This window comes from Candidatus Methylomirabilota bacterium (genome assembly GCA_036005065.1).
Taxonomy (GTDB): domain Bacteria; phylum Methylomirabilota; class Methylomirabilia; order Rokubacteriales; family DASRDR01; genus DASYQW01.
The window spans coordinates 1-21,059 of record DASYQW010000201.1 but is presented as its reverse complement, the minus strand read 5'-3'; the positions used below and the strand labels follow the sequence as shown (position 1 = coordinate 21,059).

23 protein-coding genes and 1 pseudogene are annotated in these 21,059 nt (G+C 70.9%); 16 read left to right on the top strand and 8 right to left on the bottom strand.

Annotated features, from left to right (window positions below; genetic code table 11):
* On the top strand, window positions 1-2,407 hold a 2,407-nt coding region (locus VGW35_14965; GenBank protein ID HEV8308960.1), incomplete at its 5' end, for a cyclic nucleotide-binding domain-containing protein.
* Window positions 2,408-2,411: 4 nt separating this feature from the next.
* Here the strand turns inward: VGW35_14965 and VGW35_14960 are convergent.
* Together VGW35_14960 and VGW35_14955 are read right to left on the bottom strand one after the other, a co-directional pair.
* Window positions 2,412-3,293 (bottom strand): dienelactone hydrolase family protein, encoded by an 882-nt coding sequence (locus tag VGW35_14960; GenBank protein HEV8308959.1) that lies wholly within the window; start codon window positions 3,291-3,293, stop codon window positions 2,412-2,414.
* 10 nt (window positions 3,294-3,303) lie between these two features.
* Window positions 3,304-4,128, bottom strand: a complete 825-nt coding sequence (locus VGW35_14955) for a cytidylate kinase family protein (GenBank protein ID HEV8308958.1) — start codon at window positions 4,126-4,128, stop codon at window positions 3,304-3,306.
* A gap of 172 nt (window positions 4,129-4,300) precedes the next feature.
* Here VGW35_14955 and VGW35_14950 point away from each other — a divergent pair, with 172 nt between their 5' ends.
* The 8 genes from VGW35_14950 to VGW35_14915 all read left to right on the top strand — a co-directional run bounded on the left by VGW35_14950 (window position 4,301) and on the right by VGW35_14915 (window position 11,165).
* On the top strand, window positions 4,301-5,083 hold the full coding sequence (locus VGW35_14950; GenBank protein ID HEV8308957.1) for an SDR family NAD(P)-dependent oxidoreductase: 783 nt from the start codon (window positions 4,301-4,303) through the stop codon (window positions 5,081-5,083).
* Between the two features lie 209 nt (window positions 5,084-5,292).
* A complete protein-coding gene (locus VGW35_14945) occupies window positions 5,293-5,880 on the top strand; it encodes a hypothetical protein (GenBank protein HEV8308956.1) in 588 nt (195 codons plus the stop codon).
* 188 nt (window positions 5,881-6,068) lie between these two features.
* The gene (locus VGW35_14940) at window positions 6,069-6,575 is read left to right on the top strand and encodes a phosphoglycerate mutase family protein (GenBank protein HEV8308955.1); all 507 of its coding nucleotides are present in this window, start codon (window positions 6,069-6,071) and stop codon (window positions 6,573-6,575) included.
* A gap of 11 nt (window positions 6,576-6,586) precedes the next feature.
* Entirely contained in the window at window positions 6,587-7,618 is a 1,032-nt protein-coding gene (locus VGW35_14935; GenBank protein HEV8308954.1) for a class I SAM-dependent methyltransferase, read from the top strand.
* Between the two features lie 14 nt (window positions 7,619-7,632).
* Complete coding sequence (locus VGW35_14930) at window positions 7,633-8,817, top strand: acetyl-CoA acetyltransferase (protein HEV8308953.1); 1,185 nt, start codon at window positions 7,633-7,635, stop codon at window positions 8,815-8,817.
* 1 nt (window position 8,818) lies between these two features.
* Window positions 8,819-9,787: a patatin-like phospholipase family protein gene (locus VGW35_14925; protein ID HEV8308952.1), complete on the top strand. Its 969-nt coding sequence runs from the start codon at window positions 8,819-8,821 to the stop codon at window positions 9,785-9,787.
* A 45-nt stretch (window positions 9,788-9,832) separates the two neighbouring features.
* Window positions 9,833-10,606 (top strand): NAD-dependent deacylase, encoded by a 774-nt coding sequence (locus VGW35_14920; protein ID HEV8308951.1) that lies wholly within the window; start codon window positions 9,833-9,835, stop codon window positions 10,604-10,606.
* Between the two features lie 286 nt (window positions 10,607-10,892).
* Window positions 10,893-11,165: a hypothetical protein gene (locus VGW35_14915; GenBank protein HEV8308950.1), complete on the top strand. Its 273-nt coding sequence runs from the start codon at window positions 10,893-10,895 to the stop codon at window positions 11,163-11,165.
* Window positions 11,166-11,213: 48 nt separating this feature from the next.
* Here the strand turns inward: VGW35_14915 and VGW35_14910 are convergent, their stop codons facing one another.
* The 3 genes from VGW35_14910 to VGW35_14900 form a co-directional block, all read right to left on the bottom strand.
* Window positions 11,214-11,792, bottom strand: a complete 579-nt coding sequence (locus VGW35_14910) for a response regulator (protein ID HEV8308949.1) — start codon at window positions 11,790-11,792, stop codon at window positions 11,214-11,216.
* A gap of 87 nt (window positions 11,793-11,879) precedes the next feature.
* Entirely contained in the window at window positions 11,880-12,359 is a 480-nt protein-coding gene (locus VGW35_14905) for a GNAT family N-acetyltransferase (GenBank protein ID HEV8308948.1), read from the bottom strand.
* 131 nt (window positions 12,360-12,490) lie between these two features.
* Window positions 12,491-13,615, bottom strand: a complete 1,125-nt coding sequence (locus VGW35_14900; protein ID HEV8308947.1) for a hypothetical protein — start codon at window positions 13,613-13,615, stop codon at window positions 12,491-12,493.
* Between the two features lie 153 nt (window positions 13,616-13,768).
* Between VGW35_14900 and VGW35_14895 the strand changes: the two genes are divergently transcribed.
* From VGW35_14895 to VGW35_14880, 4 genes are all read left to right on the top strand, one after another.
* A complete protein-coding gene (locus tag VGW35_14895; protein HEV8308946.1) occupies window positions 13,769-14,362 on the top strand; it encodes a hypothetical protein in 594 nt (197 codons plus the stop codon).
* A gap of 221 nt (window positions 14,363-14,583) precedes the next feature.
* Window positions 14,584-14,721, top strand: a complete 138-nt coding sequence (locus VGW35_14890) for a hypothetical protein (GenBank protein ID HEV8308945.1) — start codon at window positions 14,584-14,586, stop codon at window positions 14,719-14,721.
* Between the two features lie 126 nt (window positions 14,722-14,847).
* Window positions 14,848-15,462 carry a CoA pyrophosphatase gene (locus VGW35_14885; protein ID HEV8308944.1) on the top strand — a complete coding sequence of 205 codons (615 nt, stop codon included), beginning with the start codon at window positions 14,848-14,850 and terminating at the stop codon, window positions 15,460-15,462.
* Window positions 15,459-16,241 carry an enoyl-CoA hydratase-related protein gene (locus VGW35_14880; GenBank protein HEV8308943.1) on the top strand — a complete coding sequence of 261 codons (783 nt, stop codon included), beginning with the start codon at window positions 15,459-15,461 and terminating at the stop codon, window positions 16,239-16,241. Before VGW35_14885 ends, VGW35_14880 begins: the two co-directional genes overlap by 4 nt.
* A 205-nt stretch (window positions 16,242-16,446) precedes the next feature.
* On the opposite strand, the gene VGW35_14875 is transcribed toward VGW35_14880, so the two are convergent.
* From VGW35_14875 to sppA, 3 genes are all read right to left on the bottom strand, one after another.
* Window positions 16,447-16,824 carry a type II toxin-antitoxin system VapC family toxin gene (locus VGW35_14875; GenBank protein HEV8308942.1) on the bottom strand — a complete coding sequence of 126 codons (378 nt, stop codon included), beginning with the start codon at window positions 16,822-16,824 and terminating at the stop codon, window positions 16,447-16,449.
* Entirely contained in the window at window positions 16,821-17,027 is a 207-nt protein-coding gene (locus tag VGW35_14870) for an AbrB/MazE/SpoVT family DNA-binding domain-containing protein (protein HEV8308941.1), read from the bottom strand. Before VGW35_14870 ends, VGW35_14875 begins: the two co-directional genes overlap by 4 nt.
* Before the next feature lie 564 nt (window positions 17,028-17,591).
* Window positions 17,592-18,542 (bottom strand): signal peptide peptidase SppA, encoded by a 951-nt coding sequence (sppA, locus tag VGW35_14865; protein ID HEV8308940.1) that lies wholly within the window; start codon window positions 18,540-18,542, stop codon window positions 17,592-17,594.
* 494 nt (window positions 18,543-19,036) lie between these two features.
* Between sppA and VGW35_14860 the strand changes: the two are divergent.
* The 3 genes and pseudogenes from VGW35_14860 to VGW35_14850 all read left to right on the top strand — a co-directional run.
* Window positions 19,037-19,543, top strand: a pseudogene (locus tag VGW35_14860) (phage integrase N-terminal SAM-like domain-containing protein).
* 287 nt (window positions 19,544-19,830) lie between these two features.
* Window positions 19,831-20,628: an ABC transporter substrate binding protein gene (locus VGW35_14855; protein ID HEV8308939.1), complete on the top strand. Its 798-nt coding sequence runs from the start codon at window positions 19,831-19,833 to the stop codon at window positions 20,626-20,628.
* 106 nt (window positions 20,629-20,734) lie between these two features.
* A partial coding sequence (locus VGW35_14850) for a hypothetical protein (protein ID HEV8308938.1) occupies window positions 20,735-21,059 on the top strand: 325 nt, incomplete at its 3' end.

Sequence of the window (21,059 nt, the reverse complement as noted above, 5' to 3'; positions counted from 1 at the left end):
GATGCAGGACGCGACGCGACTCGACTCGGCCACGGCCCTCGCCCGTACCCCGCTCTTTTCCCATCTCGGGCGTCTCGACCTGGCCCGGCTCGCCGGCGAGCTGGAGGAGCTCCGGTTCCCGCCGGGCCACGTGATCGTCCGCCAGGGCGATCCCGGCGACAGCTTCTATGTCATCAAGGCCGGTCGGGTGGCGGTGCTCACCGAGGTCACGGCGGGCGACGGGACTCCGCTCACGGTCCTCGACGCCGGAGAATGCTTCGGTGAGGTCGCGCTGCTGACCGACTCGCCGCGCACGGCCACGGTGATCGCCGAGACCGACGTCACCGTCTGGCGGCTCTCGCGGAAGCGCTTCGAGGCCCTTCTCGGCCAGGAGCGACCGATCGCCGCCAGCATCGAGCGCTCGCTCGGCCTCCGACTCGCGGCCACCAACCAGGACGCGGCGGTCTTCCGGGGAGTCGCGCAGGCGCTGCTGCGGCACGCGCTGGCGGCCATGTCGCCGGACGCCAGCCGCCTCATGGCGGGGGTGGTCCTGCGCGGGGACTGGCCGAGCGGGGCCCTGAGCGAAGCGTGCCGGCGAACCGGGCTGTCGGCGGCGCTCGTGGAGCTGGAGGCGCTGCCCGGCTTCGTGCGTCGGGAAGGGGACCGGGCCGCGGTGGACCGGGCCTTCGCCGCGCTACTGGCCGGCAGCGGCGCGGCGCCGGATCCGGCCTGGTGCGAGGCCGCGGCCGGCGAGCTGGCCGCGGCCGGCGATCCGGCCGGCGCCCTCGACCTCGAGCTGGCCGCCCGGGCGACGGCGCGAGCCGTCCAGCGGCTCGTCGAGGACGAGGCGCGCCTGGCCACCACCGTGACGCCGGCGGACGTCGAGCGCTGGCTGGTTCAGGCGGCCGGGACGGACCCGGCGCTCAGCGAGCGGCTGCAGGCGCTACGGGCCCGTCTCGAGCGTCCCCGACCCGCGGCGCCGAGCGCTGCCGGTGGCGTCGCCAGCGTCGAGGGGTTGCGGGGGCGATGGCGCGGGGCCGCCAGCCTGCGCGGCGTCGGCGCCGCCCTGGCCCTGGTGGTCTTCGCGCTGGGGTGGCTCGCGCCCACGCCACCCGGCCTCGACCGGCCAGGACTGGCGACGCTCGCCGCCATCGTCGCCACGGTGCCGCTCCTGGTGGCGGGGGTGCTTCCCGACTACGTGGTCGTGCTGCTGCTGACCCTCGCCCTGGCGGTGCCGGGGCTCGTCCCGCCCGGCGCGATGCTGGCCGGCTTCGCCACGCCGGCCTGGATCATGATCCTCACGCTCCTGGCGGTGGGGACCGCGGTCTCGCGCTCGGGGCTCATGTTCCGGCTGGTCCTGCTTTCCCTCCAGCACCTGCGGCCGAGCTTCCTGATCCAGAGCCTCGTCCTGTGCGCGTCCGGGGTCTTCATGACCGCCGGCCTCACCAGCGGCGCCACCCGGATCGCCCTCGGCGTGCCGATCGCGCGCGGCATCTCCGACGCGATGGGCTTTCAGCGGCAGAGCCCGGGTTCGGCCGCCATCGGGCTCCTCACGTTCTTCAGCTTCCTCCAGATGGGTGAGCTGTTCCTGACCGGAACGTTCACCGGTCTCGTCGTCCACAGCCTCCTTCCGCCTGACGCCCGACATGCGATCACCTGGTGGCGATGGTTCTTTGTGGCGCTCCCGGTCTTCGTCATCGTCTTCGGTCTCAACTACCTGACGATCCTGGCGCTCTTCGAGCCGCACCGCCAGGCGCGCGTGGACCTGCACGCCATCCGGTTCCAGCACGCCCTCCTCGGTCCGCTCACCCGGAACGAGTTCTGGAGCGCGGCCGCGCTGCTCGTGCTCGTCGTCGGGTTCGCCACCCGCGAGTGGCATGGGATCGCGCCGGTCTGGCTCTCGGTGGGGGTCTTCCTCGGCCTGTTCATCGTGGGCGCCCTCGACCAGAGCGCCGTCCAGGGCGGCGGCACCCTCGGGCTCCTCGTCTACTCGGGCGTGATCCTGAGCCTGGGCGGCGTCTTCGAGACGCTCCACATCGACACCTGGCTCGGCGAGTTCGTCCAGCGCGGCATGCCGGAGCTGGTCCGCAACCCCTTCGGCTTCGTCCTGGTCGTGTCGGCGGTCGCCTTCGTCCTCCACTTCTTCGTGCCCTGGATGACGGCTTCGACCCTGCTGGCGCTCGTCACGATGCCGCTGGCCGCCGGCCTGGGCTTCCACCCCTTCATCCCCGTCCTGGTCGCGCTGGTGGCCGGCGACCACACGATCCTGCCCTACGTCAACTCGGGTTACGCCATCATCTACTTCGCGAGCGAAGGCGAGCTGTTCAGCCACGCCCAGGCCCGGCGGCCGCTCGTCCTGGAGGCGCTTTACCGCATCCTGGCGCTGCTGGCGAGCGTACCGGTCTGGCGGCTCACGGGGCTCATGTAGCGCGTCATGGGGGCTCTCCCATGGCCGCGCCGAACCGCTGGAGATGGCGCTCGAAGAATTCGGCGACGCGATTCCGGGCGTCGATCGTCGCGAGCCGGTTCGCCTCGCGGCCGCGCTTGCCCGGGCCGGGATCGTCGAAGGCGTGCTGGGCCCCCGCGTAGCTGACGATCTCGATGGCGCCCCCGGCCGCCTTTCCTGCGGCAACGAATTTCTCGCAGCGCTGGGGTGAGACCTCCTCGTCGTCCGTCGCCACGAGCACCAGGACCGGAGCGTACGGCCGATAACCGGCCGCGTATCGTCCCCCCAGGCCACAGGCCGGGTAGAAGGCCACGGCGGCGCGGAACCCCGTGGCCGGCGTCGGGTCGCGGATGCCCGGCGCGTCGGCGGCCATCGCGGCCAGCGCCGCCGTCCCGCCGTTCGACCAGCCGTGCAGGCCGATGCGATCGGGGATCACCTCGGGGCGGGACCGGAGGAATCTCACCGCCCCGTAGGCGTCGAGGGGTCGGATCGTCAGCTCGCTGAGCCCCGGCGGACGCGCCTGATAGGTCCCGGCCGCGAAGCCGTGCGGGTAGCCGCGCGGCCCGAAGCTGTCCACGTGGAGACCGACATACCCGCGGTCGGCCCAGAACGTGGCCCATTCCCGGTGCCGCCCGGACAGCGCGCCACCGTCGTAGACGTCGCTGGTCCGGGTCGAGAAGGCGCCGCCACGACCGTGCATCATGACCACCGCCGGACAGGGGCAGGAGTGGGCTGGCTTGAAGAGGTAGCCGACCAGCATCGTCGCGCCGTCCTCGCTCGGGAACGACACCGACTCCGGCGCCGGGGCCACCAGTGGCGGGGATCCCGCCGCCACGGCCACGCCGAGCGGAGGGAGGTCCCGCGTCACGTCCGCGGCTTCACGCCACGAAGGGCGGGATCGGAGGCACCTCCAGGAGCTGTCCCTTGACCTCGACCACGCCGGGCACCGTTCGGGCCACCTCGGCCGCTTTTTCGAGGGCCGCGGTGCCCTCGAGCCGGATGACGCCCCGATCGGCTTCGACGTTGATCCGGTACTTGCGGATCTCGGGGTGGGCGGCGAGGGCCGTGCGGACACGGGAGGCCAGAGCACGGTCCCGCACGGTCTGGCGCGAGGCGTCGGTGGCGACCAGCTCCGGGCGCCCCAGGGAACCGAGGATGACCTCGACGGCGGCCTCGGGGACGACCTTCTCGGTGTTGATCACGACGTCGTACAGGGCCGGGTCGCTCCAGTCGACGTCGAACAGGTACCGCATGCGCCCGTATTTTTCCTGATCGTTTCGCCGCACGATCTCCGCCGCCGTCCGGGCATCCACGGCTTCGCCCTGGTCGGCGAGTTTCCGCATCACGCGGCGGACACGCAGGTCGAAGGGGGCGCGGACAAAGACCCGGAGCACGTGGGCGATCCGCTGCAGGAGGACCTGACCGCTCCGGCCCATGATGACGGCATTGTCCTGCTCGGCCACGTCGAGGACAGCCGACTGGAGGACCGTGACGTAGTGGCGTGTCTCCACGTCGAAGCGCTCGAAGAAGGACGGCTTGGTCTCGTCCAGGTCGGTGAGCTTGGCCTCGAGCACCCCGTACTGGGCAGCCGCCCGCGAGATCATGTCCTGGTCGACGTACCGGTATTCGAGACGCTCGGCGAGCGCCTGGCCGATCGACGAGCCAGCCGACCCCATCTGGCACGATATGGTCACGATCGCCATGGGACACCTCCCTCCGGCCGAGCCTCGGGCCACGCGTCGGGCTGGGCGAGCCGCCCTGATGAGCCGCCGTGGCCGGACTCTACGCCGCACCGCGATGGCCGTCAAGGCCACTCCCCCACTCGCCCGGCGGGACGGATCCCGACTCCGGGAATCTGCTACACTGCGGCCCACGATGGACCTCGGGTTGCGCGGCAAGGCGGCAGTCGTCACCGGGGCGAGCCGGGGATTGGGCCGGGCCATCGCCATCGAGCTGGGGCGAGAGGGCTGCCGCATCGGCCTCTGCGCCCGAGGCAAGGAAGCTCTGGAGGCGGCGGCGGCCGAGGTGCGGGCACTCGGCGTCGAGGCGGTCGCGGTCGGCGCCGACGTCACGACCGAGCCCGGGGTGCGCGACGTGATCGATACGACGCTGGCGGCGTTCGGCCGGATCGACGTCCTCGTCAACAACGTCGGCGGCTCGACGGGGACCTCGTTTCAGGAGACGAGCGTCGAGGACTGGCAGCGGGCGGTCGACCTGAACCTGATCCCGGCCGTGCGGGCCAGCCGCCTCGTGGTTCCCCACATGCGCGCCCGGGGGAACGGCGCCATCGTCAACATCGTCTCCATCTACGGGCGCGAGTGGGGCGGGGCCTACGTCCGCCGGCCTACCTACATGGCGGCCAAGGCGGCCGAGATCGCCATGTCGAAAGCGCTGGCTCTCGAGCTCGCCCCGCAGGGGATCCGCGTCAATGCCGTCGCGCCCGGCTCGATCCTCTTTCCCGGCGGGGGCTGGGAGCGGCGGGTCCGGGAGGATCCCGAGGGGATCGCCGCGTTCATGAAGGCCGATCTGCCTCTGGGGCGGTTCGGCCGGGCGGAGGAAGTCGGGCGCGTGGTCGCCTTTCTCGCTTCCGACGCGGCCAGTCTCGTCACCGGGGCCTGCCTCAATGTCGACGGCGGCCAGTCGCGTTCGTTGATCTAGGGGGATGGCCGGGGTAGGGATTTTACTGACCAGAATGCGCCCAGGTTACTGGCAAGAATTGCATGGGCACAGGCGGGATGCTCGGACGGCCGGTGCGAAGAAGCGCATGAAAACGCCGGTAACTCTTCGGTCCTTCCCGGGCACCGTTCTTGCTCATTCAGGAGGGCGATGGTGATGCGTGTCCGTCGTCAGGACATCCGGGTGAGCCCGTGAGACCGGGTGGCCATCTCGCCACGGCCGTGGCGCTCGGCGCCGGCGGCTACGCGGCCACCGGCTCCGCCGAGCTGGCGGCCGGCTGCGTGGCGGGGGCCTTCCTCATCGACGTGGATCACTACCTGGACTACCTGTTCGTGGAGGGCCAGTGGCGCCACCCCGGCCCGTCCGCGTTCTTGCGCTACTACTTCACCCATCGTTACCGGCGGGTCGTCCTGCCGCTCCACTCGCTGGAGCTGCTGGGGCTCCTCACCGCGCTGGCCGTGGCGTGGCCCCGGCCGGGACTCCACGGCTACGTCGCCGGGGCGCTCCTCCACCTCGTGCTGGACATCATCGTCAACGGTGAACTGCTCCTGCGGCGGCCCGTCCTCACGTACTGCTTCGTCTACCGCGCCCGCCTCGGGTTCGTGGCGGCACGCCTGTCTGTTCCATTCATCGTCCCGCCCGACGCCGGTCGCGCTCCCCTCCGCGAGTTCTTCACCTGGCGCCTGCCGGAGAAGCCCGTCGAGGCGGTCTCCGACGCCGCCCGCGAGGAGGGGCATACGGTCCGCGGCGTCCTGGGGGTTCATCCCGCCGCGCGTTGAGGGCCTGGCCGGCTCAGGCCGTCGCCTGGCTCACGATCGTCCTCCGTTCGGCATTCATCGCGGCGCCGGCCCGTCGTGGGCTGACGCGCGCGCTGCCCTCCGTGCCCGGGACGGCCGGCCCTGGCCGTGCTAAGCTGAGGCCACCCAGGATCCTCGAGGCGATCGCGGGCCGGAACCGGAGGTATGTGATGGGGCGGCGGGTCTGGCTGGGCTGCTGCATCGTGGCGCTCCTGGCCGTGTCGGGGCTGGTTGCCGAGGCCCAGCAGGCGGTGTTCGTCGTGCGGCACGCCGAGCGACAGGACGACTCACAGGACTCCGCCCTCTCCGAGGCCGGAGTGCGTCGGGCCGAGCTGCTGGCGAGTCTGCTGAAGGACGCCGGGATCACGGCGATCTACGTCAGCGACCTCCAGCGGACGATCAAGACCGCTGAGCCGCTGGCGAAGGCGCTCAAGATCGAGATGAAGCGGGTCGCCCAGTACGAAGACAAGGACATGGACACGCTCGTCGCCGCGCTCCGCTCCCGCCACGCCCAGGATCGCGTCCTGATCGTCGGCCATTCCAATACCATGCCCGCCCTGATGAAGGGACTCGGTGATCCGGACGGGCTCAAGCTCGGCCGGGACGAGTACAATCTCCTCCTGCTCCTCGTGCCGCGCGGGGACGCCCGGCCGGCCGTCCTGCGCCTCCGGTTCTGACCGCGACGCGGATGCCGACCCGCGACGCGCAGTTCGGGAAGCTCTTCGGCTATCTGGGCGGCTTCCAGGGCACGTGGGTGGCCGCCGTCGGACGGAAAGCGGGACTCTTCCAGGCGGTCCAGGAGGCGGCGCCCGGCATCACGGCCGATGCGCTGGCCAAGCGGCTCGAGTACGAGCCGCGCTACGTCCGCGTCTGGTGCCGGGCGGCGTACGCGTACGAGCTCCTCGACTACGATCCCCACGTCGGCTTCCGGCTGGCGCCGCACGTCGGCGACCTTCTCCTGAACCCGGCGGACCCCCAGTACCTCGGCGGCCGCGTGGAGATCAGCGTCGCCTTCACGGAAGACTTCGCCGCCTTCCCGGCCCGGCTGCGAGACGGCGCCGCGTTCCCCCGGAAGGACCACTCGCCGGAGCTGATCCGGGGGATCATGGAGACGACCAAGCCGGACTTCGCCATCATGGCGGAGATCGTCCTGCCCCAGGCTCCCGCGGTGATCCGGCGGCTCGACGAGGGCGGAGCCATCCTCGACGTCGGGTGCGGCGCCGCCTACGGCCTCATCCACCTCAGCCGGCGCTTCCCGCGTGCGCACGGCCTCGGGCTCGAGGTGGATCCGCCGATGCTCGCGCTGGCGGCGCAGAATCTGGCGGAAGCCGGGGTGGGCGACCGGGTGCGCGTCGAGCCGACCAGCGCCCTCGCCATGGAGTTCGTCGACCGCTTCGATCTCGTGGTGATGAACATCGCGCTCCACGAGACGGGTGAGCGGCCCGAGTGGGAAGCGGTGCTCGCGCGCGTCCGGCGGGCGCTTCGGCCGGGAGGCGCGCTCCTGATCTCGGAGCTCCCGTACCCGGGGACGATCGAGGAGTACCGCGCTCACCCGGCCTACCGCATGCTGGCGGGGATCCAGCACCACGAAGTCCTCGTGGGCTGCGGGATGATCACGGTCCCGGAGCTCCAGGAGCTCCTGGAGGGGACGGGCTTCCGGACCGTGAGGCGGGTGGAGCAGCCGAACCCGACCCGCGTCATGTACCTGGCCGGGACATAGGCGGGGAGGCATCGATGGGACTCGCGAACCAGGTCGCCATCATCGGAACCGGCACCATCAAGTTCGGTGAGAACTTCCACCAATCCTACTCCGACATGGTGTACGAGGCCGCGTCCGCCGCCATGGCCGACGCGGGAGTCGGATCCGCCGAGATCCAGGCCGGCTGGCTCGGGACCTACGAGCCCTTCCTCTATGGATACGAGGGCAACGCCGGAACCTTCGTGGGCGACACGCTGAACCTGCCGCCGATCCCGATCACGCGGGTGGCCGCCTACTGCGCGTCCGGCATGGAGGCGGTCCGGAACGCCGCCCTCGCCGTCGCTTCCGGGGAGTACGACGTCGTGCTTGCCGTCGGAGCCGAGAAGATGCGAGAGGTGCCCTCCCGCGGCAGCCTGGTCGCCCAGGCGGTCGAGCGCGGGCACCCGGTCCTCTGCAAGGGCCGCACGGCACCGGGCATGTTCGCCCTCCTGGCGACCCGCTACTTCAAGGAGTACGGCGTCGACGAGCAGGCGCTCGCTCACGTCGCGGTGAAGAACCACTTCCACGGGAGCCTCAACCCCAAGGCACACTTCCAGAAGGCCATCACCCCCGAGCAACACGCCCGGGCCCCCAGGGTGGCCGAGCCGCTCGGGCTCTTCGACTGCTGCCCGACGACCGACGGAGCGGCGGCCTGCATCCTGACCCGGGCTGACCTGGCCCGGACGCGCGGCAAGCCCTACGTCCTGATCCGCGGCATCGCCTTCAGCGTGGCGGCCGGGTACTGGAACACGCAGTTCGACCCCGGCTGGAACTTCACGTCCTTCAAGGCCACCCGGGAGGCCGCCCGGGCCGCGTATCGCATGGCGGGCATCACCGAGCCGGCGAAGGAGATCGACGTCGCCGAGTGCCACGACTGCTTCACGATCACGGAGATCATCAACTACGAAGATCTCGGCTTTGCCAAGCCCGGGGAGGGCCACCGGCTGGCGGCCGGGGGCGTCACCAGGCTGGGAGGTGACCTGCCGGTGAACACCTCCGGCGGGCTCAAGTCCTGCGGGCACCCGGTGGGGGCGTCGGGGGTGCGGATGATCAACAACGTCACCGATCAGCTCCTCGGCCGGGCCGGGCGGATGCAGGTCAAGAACGCCCGCACGGGACTGGCCCACACCCTCGGCGGCCCGGGCGCGGTCGCCTGCGTCGCCGTGCTCGGCCAGCCCTGAGGTGCTGGCGCGAGCGAGCGCTCGTGTCACGGCACGGCTCGCGCTCGGCCTGGCGGCGCTCGCCTGCGTGATGCCGGGCGCGAGCGCGTTCGGGTGTGAGCCGAGCGAGCGCGCCCCCGGCACCCTGCGCCTCGGCGTCGTGTTCGGGGGCGGGGGGGCCAAGGCCGCCTACGAGGCCGGGCTCGCCCTGGCCCTCCACGAGCGGGGAGTGGTGCCGGCCGCGGTGGCCGGGACCTCATCCGGCGCGCTCAGCGCGGTGATGGTCGCGACCGGCGAGGCCGAGCGGCTCGCCGGGCTCTGGCGGGCGGTCCGGCGCGAGGATGTCTTCCGGTACCGCGCGACCACCGTCCTGAGCGGTCTCTTGCCCGGGTGGCTCACCCTCGCCGTCCTGCGCGACGCCGGGAGCCTCCTGGACCCGACGCCGCTCCGCCGGACCCTGGAGCAGCATGTCGATCTCGCGCGCGTGCGCGAGGCCCCGGTGGCGCTCCTCGTCCTGGCGGCCGATCTCGTCTCCGGTCAATCCCGTCGCTTCGACAACGCGACGCTCACCCTGGACGCCCTGATGGCGAGCGTGACCGTACCGGCTCTCTTCCCGGCCGTCCGGCTCGACGGGGCCGTGCTCGTCGACGGGGGGATCATCCAGCGGGCGCCCACCCTCGAGCTGCTCGCGGCGCACCCGCTCGACCGGCTGCTCGTCGTGCTCGGCTACGAGAGTGGGCCGCCGGCCGGTGCGACGGTCCAGTCGGTGCTGGAGCGGGCGTTCGAGATCGCGCTGAGTCGCGAGGTTCTGCGGGACGTCGAGCTGGCGCGCTTTCGCGCGCCCCAGGTCGAGGTGCGGGTGCTCCGGCCGTCGGAGCCGCTCCATCTCCGCCCGCTCGACTTCGATGGCGAGCGCGTCGGCCGCGTGCTGGACCTCGGCCACCGCGACGGACTGGCGTGTCTGGACGCGCTGGGCTACCGAATTCCTTAGGAGGCCGGCGCCCCACATCTGGTAGGCTCGGAGGCGGCCTCTACCATGGATGACCTGATCAAGCGGGCGGCCGACCTGGTGGCGACTGCGGGCCCGGTCGTGGTTTTCACGGGAGCGGGCGTCTCGACGGAGTCGGGTATCCCGGACTTCCGAGGCCCGGGTGGGCTCTGGACCCGGCACGATCCCGATGACTTCTCGTATCAGCGCTTCATCGGATCCGAGGACGGGCGGCGGAGGTACTGGGCGGTCGGGCGGGAGCTCTACGCGACCGTCCGCGCGGCCCGACCCAATCCGGCTCACCATGCCATCACCGCGCTCGACCGGCTCGGACTCCTCGACTGCGTGATCACGCAGAACATCGACGACCTCCACCAGCGCGCCGGGACCCCGACCGCGAAAGTGATCGAGCTCCACGGCAACGCCACCCGCGTGCGCTGCCTGGTCTGCGCGGCGGCCTGCACGCGGGACGAGATCCAGGAGCGGCTCGAGACCGGCGAGACCGTGCCGGCCTGTCGCGCGTGCGGCGGGATCGTCAAGCCGCACACCATCCTGTTCGGAGAGCCCATGCCCATCGAGGAAACCCGGCTCGCCGAGGAGCGGGCGCGCGCCGCGGGGTGCTTCCTGGTCGTCGGCTCGTCGCTGGTCGTCTATCCCGCCGCCTACATGCCCGTCTACGCCAAGGAGGCGGGGGCGCGGCTCGTCATCGTCAACTTGATGCCGACTCATCTCGACCACCTGGCCGACGCCGTGCTGCCGGGGAAGGCCGGGGAGGTCGTGCCACGACTGGTCGAGGAGGTGCGGGCGCGCGTCGCCCGCTGAGCATGGCGATCCGGGCGGGACGGCGGAGGCGACTCGGCCGGTGGCTGGACGCGGGAAGCTTCGCGCTGGGCGTCCTGACCGAGGTCCTCGTCCAGCTTCGGACCCCGCGCCGCGCCCTCAGGGTGTCAGCCGGCCCGGTGGGCCCCCCGCCGGCCCTCCTCGATCCGGCCCGGACCCGGACAGGACGGCACTCGCCGGGCGCCCGATCGCGCGATCAGCGCCGGCGTCGGCCACGAGGCGGTCCCGCGCCTGATCGTCCGACGAACGGACGGAGAGGAGGAAAGCGGTGCGATTCCTGATGGTGGCGATGCTGGTGACTGCGTTCGCGCTCGTCCCGGTGGCCTCGGCTCAGACTTCTGGGCCGAGCGCGGCGTCCACCTCGGCGCTCGACGGCCAGGCGAAGGCCAGTCGCGCGAAGGCGAAGACCGTGCGACGGAGCGCCGTCAAGAAGCGCGTGGCGCGCCGGTCCAACCCCGGGGCGCACAAGGCGGCGACCCGGGCGCACGCCAAGCGGGCGCCGGCCAAGCACGCGGTGGCCGGCGCGCCGAAGCCCATCTGAGGTTCGGCGCGGAGCGCGTCGGGACCCACAGGCGCTTCTCGGCGGGGCTCACGGCCCGCCGGGCTCCAGAAGCCGCTCCACGGTTTCCATGAGCTGGCGTGGCGAGAAGGGCTTCGTCATGTGGGCCACGGCTCCGACGCCGAAGCTCAGCGCCTCGTACAGAGGACCCAGCTGGCCGGTGAGGATGAGGACGGGAACGTCCCGGAGCTCGGCGTGACTCCGAAGGCGGGTGAGCGCCGTGTACCCGTCGACGTGCGGCATCATGATGTCCAGCACGATGAGGATCGGCCGGTGCCGCCGGGCCAGCTCCAGGACCTCGTTGCCGTCACCCGCGGTCACGGTCCGGAAGCCGGCTTCCGAGAGCACGTCGCAGACGAGGGCGCGAATCGCGGGGTCATCGTCGGCGACGAGCACGACGGGCAGACCCGGTGGCCGCGACGGCTCGGCGACGGCCGGGTCTGAGACGGAGATCCGCGGAAGCCCGGAGCCGCACTTCGTGCAGAACTTGGAGCCGACCGCGTTCAGGGTCCGGCACTGAGCGCAGGCGACCCGGAGCTTCGCCCCGCACTCGGGGCAGAAGGCGGCGTCGGACGGCGTCTTGCGCTCGCACTGGGGACACAGCATCATGGCGCTCCCGGCGAACCGTCTCGGGGCCCGTGTCAGCCTAGCCCCGGGGGAGACACCGGGTCAAAGGATTTCGGCGCGACAGGCGGATCACACGGGACGCTCATACCGGAACTCCCGCGAATCATTGGCGTCCTGGAGCGCGCGCTCGCCGGTCTTCTGGAAGCCCATCCGCTCGTAGAGGGCGTGGGCGCGGTCGAAGCGCGTGTCCGACCAGAGGATGAGGTGACGGATCCCCTCGGCCCGGCACCAGCCGAGCACCGCCTCGACGAGCGCCCGGCCCAGACCCCGCCCGCGGAGACCGGCATCGAGGTAGAGCCGATGGAGCTCGGCCGCGCCGCCGGCGCCCCGCTCGATGCCGACCGATCCCACCACGTCCCCGGCGTCACGGACCACGAAGAAGGCGCCGTGAGGGGCGGCGTAGTGGCGCTCGAACGCGAGAAGGTCCGGCACCTCCTCGGCCGGCGTGAAGACGAAGCCGTACTCGGCGAAGACCCGGCCGATGAGCCGGACGACCGCCGGCGCGTCGGTCGGGGCGGCGGGTTCGATGGCGAAGCCGGCGGGACTCATCGGGCAGGAGTCTACGACGGCCGCCGGACTCGGGACAAGCAGCCCGGAAAGAATGCGCGCGGCGCCCGGAGTCGGGGGACCTTCCCGGGGGAAGGAATCGGAGGGGGGCTATGCCCCCCTCCGACTTCAGCTCAGGGGGTTACCGTGAAGGCGGCCGCGTCCGCGTCATAGACGTAGAGCTTGGACCAGGTGCCGTTGAAGACGCCGATCTGCACCCGGTACGGCCCCGCCGGCAGGCTCGGCGGGATCTGGAAGACGTACGTCAGGTCCCGCGTCTGGTGGGGCGCGAAGGCCAGGCCGGTGACGTACTGCTGGAGGACCTTGTCCCCGGCGCTGTTGTGGATCTGCACGTTCACGACGATCGCGGCGGCGGGGAACGCGCTCGTGTTGCTGACTTCCACCCGGACCATGACTGCCCCGCCGTGGGCGACCGAGGCGGGCGTGGCGGTGGTCTGCGGAAGCGTGAACGTCGGATCGCTGATCCGGCCGAGGGTGAAGGCCTGGTGGTCCGCCTTCCAGGCATACATCGGCTTCCAGCCGGGTCCGAAGACCCCGACGCCGGCGCCGTAGATGCCCTGCCGGGCGCGGGCCGAGGACGTCCACTGGAAGACGAAGGTCCGGGACTCGCCCGGCGCGAAGTGCACGTTGCCCACTCCCTGGCGGTCACCGGGAAAATCCTGGCCCAGCGGATCTTCGAGATCGAGAAGGATGCTGATGCCGGCGGCCGGGGCGGTGCCGGTGTTGGTGACGCGGGCGATCAGGGTCACGCGCTGGCCGGGCTGGATCGTGGCGGGCCGCGCGACGATGGACGCGATATCGAAGGCGACGATGGGTCCGCTCCGCCGGACGGTGAGATCCAGAGCGTGGTTGTTCCAGGAGTAGAGCTCGGCCCAGCGAGCGGCGAAGATGTAGATCTTGACCACATAGGTGGCGTCCGCCTGGGTCGGCGGCACCGTCCAGAACCAGTGGAAGGACTTGGTCTCACCGGCTCCGAACGTCTGGCCGGGCGTGTACTGCTGGACGATCTTCCCGGCCGTGTCGTGGATCTCCATGTCGACGATGATGCCGGAGGCGATGGTCCCGGTGTTGGTGACCGAGGTGGTGATCGTCGTGGTGACCCCGGGCTGCACCGGATTGTACGAGGCCGACGTCTTGCCGATCGAGAAGGTCGGGCCCCCGTGGGCCGGGCTCGGGGCCAGGGCGAGGATGATGCCGAGCAGGAGGAGCGCGCCGATGAGCGAACGTCGCCGTCGCATGCCTATCACCCCGAGTTGGTTGGAGTTGGGGCCGAATTACCGTCCGCTGCCGTTGACGAAGCAAGGACCCTGCCACGGGGCGGAACTCCAGCAGTGCCGCCGACTTTGGGGATTTCACCGGTCGCCCGGCGACTGCGGAACGGAAAGACTTGCATGAGGCGCCGTGCAATTGCGACTGACGCGGCGGATCGCCGCCCCGGCGCCGGCCTGACCCGCGGGCGGCTGCTCGCCCTGGCCCGGGTCTTCGATGGGACACCCGAAGCGCAAGCCTCGGCCCGGGCGGAGCGGGCCCTCAAGACACGGCTTGGGCGGCGCCGCCAGCGCGGGCACCCGTACCTCACGCGGTCCGACCTCGTCTGGCTCGGCGAGTGGAAGACGCCCCGGATCCGGCTTCGGGTCGCCAGGAACACCCCGGCCGGGGTCCGCGGCCTCACGGCGGCCGCGTTCCTGACCCGGGACGAGGGGCGGCGGCTGGCGCTGCTCCGCGGACTCTCCGGCGTGGGCTTCGCCGTGGCTTCGGTGGTCCTGCACTTCGCGCACCCGAGCCGCTACCCCGTATACGACGTCCGGGTCCTGGCCGCCCTCCGGCGGCTCGGAGTCCGCGAACGGTTCCCGCCGACGGCCGCCGGGTGGGTCGCCTACATCGGCCGCCTGCGGGGGCTCGCCCGGCGGTATCGCGTCTCGCTGCGTACGCTCGACAAGGCGCTCTGGATGCACGGAGGCCCGGACGCGCATCACCTCGGCTGACCGGGCTGTGCCTTTACACCGGCTGGCCCGGGGGCTATCCTCCAGCAAGAGGGCGAGCCGAGGGAGTGGTTCACGCCCGTGGTCGGCGAGGTGGTCATGATCCGTGCGCACGCCGTGGTCGTCTGCGAGTGCTTTGCCCGCGATGGGCTGCAGAACGAAGACGCCTTCATTCCGACCGACCTGAAGGTTGGCTCACGGGCAACGCGTGCACCGAGGACCTGGTGGCGATGCTCACCGAAATGGGCGGGCGGACCGAGATCGACCCGGAGCGGCTCCTCGAGCTGGGACGCCTCGCCGAGCGCATCCTGGGGCGGGAGCTGAACGCCCACGTCCTCAAGACCGGCCTCGTGAAGCACTGACGCGCGCCGCCTGGGCGGCGTCCGGGAACCGCTCTCCCCGGGAGGGACCATGCCGATCCTCTACGACAAGCAGGAGCGTGTCGTCACCATCACGCTGAACCGCCCCGAGGCCCTGAACGCGCGGTGATGGTCAACGCGGAGAGCCAGCCTCGGCCCCCCCTCGACTTCGAGAGCCTCCGGGCCCGTCTCCAGGCGGCGCTCGACTCGCGGAGCCGCCGGGTGGTGGAGGCCGACGACCGCGCGCCGGCGGCCGTGTTGCTCCTCTTCGTCTACCACGACGACGAGCCCTATCTGGTCTTCGCCAAGAAGACGCAGGCGGTGCCGCACCACAAGGGGCAATTCTCCTTTCCGGGCGGCATGGTGGAGACCTTCGATGCCTCGCGCATCGAGACGGCGCTCCGCGAGGCGCAGGAGGAGATCGGGCTCGACCCCGGCGGCGTCGAGGTCCTCGGCCTCCTGGACGACGTGCCCACCGCCACCACCAGGTTCGTGATCACGCCGGTGATCGGGCTCTGCCGGATCGCCCCCGCGCTCTGCGCCGACGGGCGCGAGATCGAGCGCGTGCTCGAGATCCCGCTCCGGGTGCTCCTGGATCCCGCCTGCTTCCGGGAGGAGCTCTGGGAGCGCGGCGGGACCGTCCAGCCGATCGCGATCTTCGCCTACGGGGACGACGTCGTCTGGGGCGCGACGGCGCGCATCCTCCGGCAGTTCCTGGATCTCGTCCTCGCGGAGCCGGCATGACCTACGAGACGATCCTCGTCGCCGTCCAGGACGGCGTGGCCACGGTCACCCTGAACCGCCCGGAGGCGCGCAACGCGCTGAACCGGACGCTCGTCCAGGAGCTCGGCGACGCACTGGAAGCCCTGGACGGGATGGCGGAGGCCCGCGCCATCGTCCTCCGCGGCGCCGGGGATCGCGCCTTCTGCGCGGGCGCCGACCTGAAGGGCATGTTCCGGGAGGCGCCGATCCTCGAGGCGCGGGCGCAATACGGCGGGCTGGCCCGGATCCTGGAAGGTATCCCGCGCATGCGGACCCCGGTGATCGGCCAGGTGCACGGCTACGCGCTGGCCGGGGGCTGCGGGCTGGCGGCGGCCTGTGACATCGTGGTGGCCTCGGAGGACGCCATCTTCGGGCTCCCCGAGATCAAGCTCGGCCTCTTGCCCCTGATGGTGATGGCGCCGATCCTTCGGGCGGCGGCGCCGAAGCGGATCCTCCCGCTGGTGCTGTCGGGAGCGGAGCTTCCCGCGCGCGAGGCCCTGGCCATTGGGCTGGTGAGTCAGGTCGTCCCCCGACCCGAGCTGGAGGCGACGGTCCAGGGGCTCGCGCGCACGCTCGCGGGCCACAGCCCGGCCGCTCTCGCGATCGCCAAGGAAGCCTTCTACACGGCGCTCGAGCTGGACCACGGGAAGGCGCTTCCGTATCTGCGGGATCTCCTGACGATCGTGACGCGCTCGGAGGATGCCCAGGAAGGGATCGCCGCCTACCTCGACAAACGCCCGCCGCGCTGGACCGGCCGCTAGGTCATTTCGGGGGGGTCTCGGAAGACCCCCCCGAGGCCCCCCCGTCGTGGCGGCGGCGAAGCCGCCGCTCGGAGCACTCCTCGATGCACCACGCGCTCGGTGGTCGGCGCCGGGTCGGATTACTCCGACACACCGCTAGGATACGGCCGGGGAAGCCGGCCTTGAGCGATGCCCGCTCGATGAGGGATGGCCCCCGAGGCCCCCGTCAGGTCTTCCTGGGACGGTAGCGCACGCCGGCAAGGCCTTGGAAGTCGGCATCCTGAGTCCAGAGCACGGCATCGTGGAGCCTGGCCGTGGTGAGGACCACGCTATCGGCCAAGGGCAGCCTCGTGTCGATGCTCAAGCGTGCCGCGGACAAGGCCAGCCGGACGTCGAGATCGACGACCGAGCCCTGCTGCATGACGGCCACGGCCCGCAATGCGTCGCTCTCGTCCCGTTGCTGGAGCACGCGCTTGAATACCTCGTAGATCGTCAACGAGGGGACCAGCAGTTCCCGGGTCTTCTCGATGGGCCCGGCGAAGAAGGAGGCGTTCGCGCCATTGGCGAAGTACTCGAGCCACGCGCTCGAATCCACCACGGTCATACGCGATCCGGCTCACGGGGGACCGTCGTGTCGATGCCCATGAGAAACCCGCGCAGGCGCTTGGCCGGCTGGAGCGGGATGAGCTCGATGCGGTCCCCGTAAAGGACAGCCTGTACCTTCTGCCCCGGTGAGAGACCGAGCCTCTCCCGGATAGCTTTCGGGATGACAACCTGGAACTTCGGGGAAATGGTCAGCGTCTCCATGGGACGCCTCCGTCGATCACGGAATCGTATGTCGATTATGATCGATCTAATTTCCGTATGTCAACGAGCCGCGGCCCCTATATTTCTGTTTCGGCCGCCCTGAAGGGCGAGGAGCGGCCTTCTTTGGATCCGCTCGCGCCCTCGCGGGCGCCGTGAACCTCGTGCTCGGCGTCGCGTTCGCTGAGGGACCTCGGGATGCGAAGGTTATCGGCGCGGAGAAGGGCGGCAGGCGATGCCCGACCGCAGGTGCGCCAGGGCCTGCCGCCCGCGTAGCGAGGCTACGAACGCCCCGGAGAGGTAGTCCTTCGGGATTCGACTCGCGAATCCCTCCGACGCTCAGGTCGGTGTCCGACTCTCGCAGGGCTCAGCTTCATGGGTACCATGCGCCGCGAACCCGTGTCAAGGCCGTCGTGGCCCTCGAGGGTTTCCCCGAGGCGCCGCCCAGCTCCGCGGGTCGGTGTTCCACTTCGAGCGCGGGCTTGCCCGCGCAACCCTCCCGGGGGAGGGTCTGGGAGGGGGCCCCAACGGGCGAAGCCCGCCCAATCAATGGCCCCCTCCCATGATCTAGGGCCACCAGAGATAGAGGAAGCGGGGGCCGGAGGTGACGAGCCGGGCCAGGTCCGCCACGCCGGCGCCGGAACCGGGCGTCTCGCTCGCGGAGTAGATGGTGGCCCGGTATTGCCGCGGCCGGTGGTAGGCGATCACCTTGGCATCGGGGACGCCGGCCGCCTCTCGGGCGAGGCCGATGGCGTCCTCCAGGTAGCCGATCTGGTCCACGAGCCCCAGCGACAGGGCCTCGGTGGCGGTATAGATGCGGCCGTCGGCGAACGAGCGGACGCGCGCCTCGTCCAGTCGCCGCTCGCGCGCGACCAGCGTCACGAACCGGGCGTAGAGCCGGTCGATCACGTCCTGAAAGATCGCGCGCTCCTCCGGGGTGAGCGCCCGGAAGGGGTTCCCCATGTCCTTGAGCGGCCCCGACTTGATGTAGCTCGCGCTGACGCCGATCTTCTCGAGCAGTCCGCCCGAGTTGACGGTGAGCATGAGGACCCCGATGGATCCGGTCACCGTGGTCGGGTGGGCGACGATCCGATCGGCGGCCAGGGCGGCGTAGTACCCGCCCGACGCGCCGACGTCCAGGATCGAGGCGATCACCGGGATCTTGCGGCGCGCCTTGAAGCGGGTGATCTCGTGGTAGAGGATGTCCGAGGCCGTGACGGTGCCGCCCGGACTGTTGATGCGGAGGACGACCGCCCGGACCTGGCTGTCACCGGCCGCCTTTTCGAGCTCCTCGCGCACCCGGGCCAGGAGCGGGACCTGCGGCCGGGCCTCCAGCGTGAAGATCGGCTCCTCGGCCAGCACCCCGGCGAGATCGACGAGGAGCACCTTGTCGCGTCCCTTGCCCTCGATCGTCGTCTCCTGCAGGGGGCGGACGCGGGGGGTGAGGTCGAGCGAGATGACGCTACAGCCGGCGATGGCGAGGCTCGCCAGGACGAGGCTCACGATGCGGCTTCCCATGGCGTGCCTTCCGCAGTATACGAGGGCGAATCCGCGGGTGCAAGGCGCCCGCGGAGGCTGCTGTTGGACAGCCACAGGCGTCCGCGGAGGCGGTGTCGAGGCCGCCTGCTCGGGCACCGGGACGTGAGCACCACGACGATCTATGCCCACGCCCTGAACCGTGGCCCGGCTCGGGGCGGTCATACCCGGCCGGGACGATCCAGCCCCGTATTCCTCCTGAGAGCCCAGCGTATTCTTTTCCTGACGCTCGACGCGGGACCCGAAGGGGTCCGGCCCGACAGCAAGTCCCCCCTGGCGGCGAGATCGGCCCGGTCCCCGCGGGCACGCCCGTTGCTGCCGGGGTGGGAAACGCGATCTTGCCGGGCTCGAGCCGATCGATTATGGTTGACTCCGGGGGAGGGGGACGGGGCATGGTCACCCTGCAGTTTTCCGCTGCGGCCTCGCAGGGGGTGGTGACCTGTTATCCCGATCCGGCCGCATTCGTGGTCCGTGAGATCGTCCAGGCCGACCCGCCGAAGCCGCGCCTCCTCGACCGCGTGCGCGCCGCCCTGCGCGCTCGCCACTATAGTCGGCGCACCGAGGAGGCCTACGTCGCGTGGATCAAGCGCTACATCTTCTTCTTCCACGCCTAGCGCCATCCCGCCGAGATGGGCGCCCCGGAGGTGACCCGCTTCCGGGTCGCCGCGTCCACCCAGAATCAGGCCCTGAGCGCCCTCCTGTTTCTGTACCGGGACGTGCTGGAGGTCGACCTCCCCTGGCTTGACGGGGTGGTGCGCGCCAAGCGCCCCCACCGGCTGCCGATTGTCCTCACTCGCGATGAGGTCCGGGCGGTGCTCCGCCACTCGTTCGCGACGCACCTCCTGGAGGACGGCCAGGACATCCGCACGGTGCAAGAGCTCCTGGGCCACCGGGACCTCGGCACAACGATGATCTACACCCACGTTTTGAACCGAGGGCCGGCGGCGGTGCGGAGCCCGGCCGACCGGATGTTCAACCCGTGAGGTGCCCCACGCCCAGACGGCGGGATGGGCCGACCGGCCGAACGCGGCGGTGCCGAGCCACGCCTCGGGCCGCAACCCCGCGCGACTTCAACGAGGGAGGCAACGGCCAGTCACAGAGCGGCGTCGGTGCTACGCTGCGACGGCCGCAAGGGTTGCCCTGCTAGGCCGGTCGGCCGAATTCGAGTTATGCGCACTGAGAGGCTAGGGCACCGTGACCCCCCGGCTCAGCGGAGGTAACCTCGGCGGACCTTGAAGCCGGAGGGCGGAGGAGCCACAGGATGAAATGTGTGCGGTGCGAGCACGAAAACGCTCCAAGCCAGAAGTTCTGCGGCGAGTGCGGCGCTCGCCTCTCGGCGGTCTGCAGCTCCTGTGGAGCACCAAATCCTCCGACGCAGAAGTTCTGCGGCGAGTGTGGAGTATCGCTGACCCAGGGCATCTCATCAACCACATCCCGCTCGCCCGAGACCTACACCCCCAAACACCTGGCCGAGAAGATCCTTACCTCCAGGATAGCTCTGGAGGGCGAGCGCAAGCAGGTGACCGTACTCTTCGCCGACCTCAAGGGGTCTATGGAGCTGCTCGCCGACCGCGACCCTGAGGAAGCGCGGGAGCTCCTCGACCCCGTGCTCGAACGGATGATGGAGGCGGTGCACCGCTTCGAGGGCACCGTCAACCAGGTCATGGGCGACGGGATCATGGCCCTGTTCGGCGCGCCGGTGGCGCACGAGGACCACGCGGTCCGGGCGTGCTACGCGGCGCTCCGGATGCAGGAGTCGGTCGCGCAATACGCCGAGGAGGTCTTCCGCTCGCACGGGGTGCCCATCCAGATCCGCGTCGGCCTCAACTCCGGCGACGTCGTCGTCCGTGCCATCGGCTCGGACCTGCACATGGACTACACGGCGGTCGGGCAGACGACCCACCTGGCCGCCCGCATGGACAAGGTCTTGAAGGGCGCGAAGCCAGGTGACCTTCCTGTCGAGCAACCAACGACATTCGAGCTGGTGATCAACAAGAGTACGGCCAAGGCCATAGGCCTGACGTTTCCCCCGTCGCTCGTGTCACGAGCGGATCAGGTCGTCGAATGACGGTCTGCGTTGATTCGGCGTCGAACATGGCAGTGGAGCGGCCGGCCGGCTCGCATTCGCTCGCCGCCGCCGCTCACCGCCAGCGTTGGGCAGACCAGGCCGGCACATGACGAAACGATACGGCGGGATCACAATACTGACTTCGGGGCGTCTTGCGCTTGTCGTGGCGGCGCTCTTCGTGCTTGCCACGGATCCAGCGCTCTCGCCTGCGCCGGCCGGCGAGGGCGGTCCAGTCAGCCAGCGCGGTACCTACGCAGGCGGGAGCTATGTGATCGAGGTCCCCGCCGGCTGGAACGGCGGCCTTGTGATCTATGCTCACGGGTACGAGGGCACGGAGAGTTCGCCGCTCGCGTCACACCTGAACGCAAACGGGTACGCCTGGGCAGCCTCAAGCTTTCGCAGCGGCGGCTATCGCCCGACTGGTTCCTGGA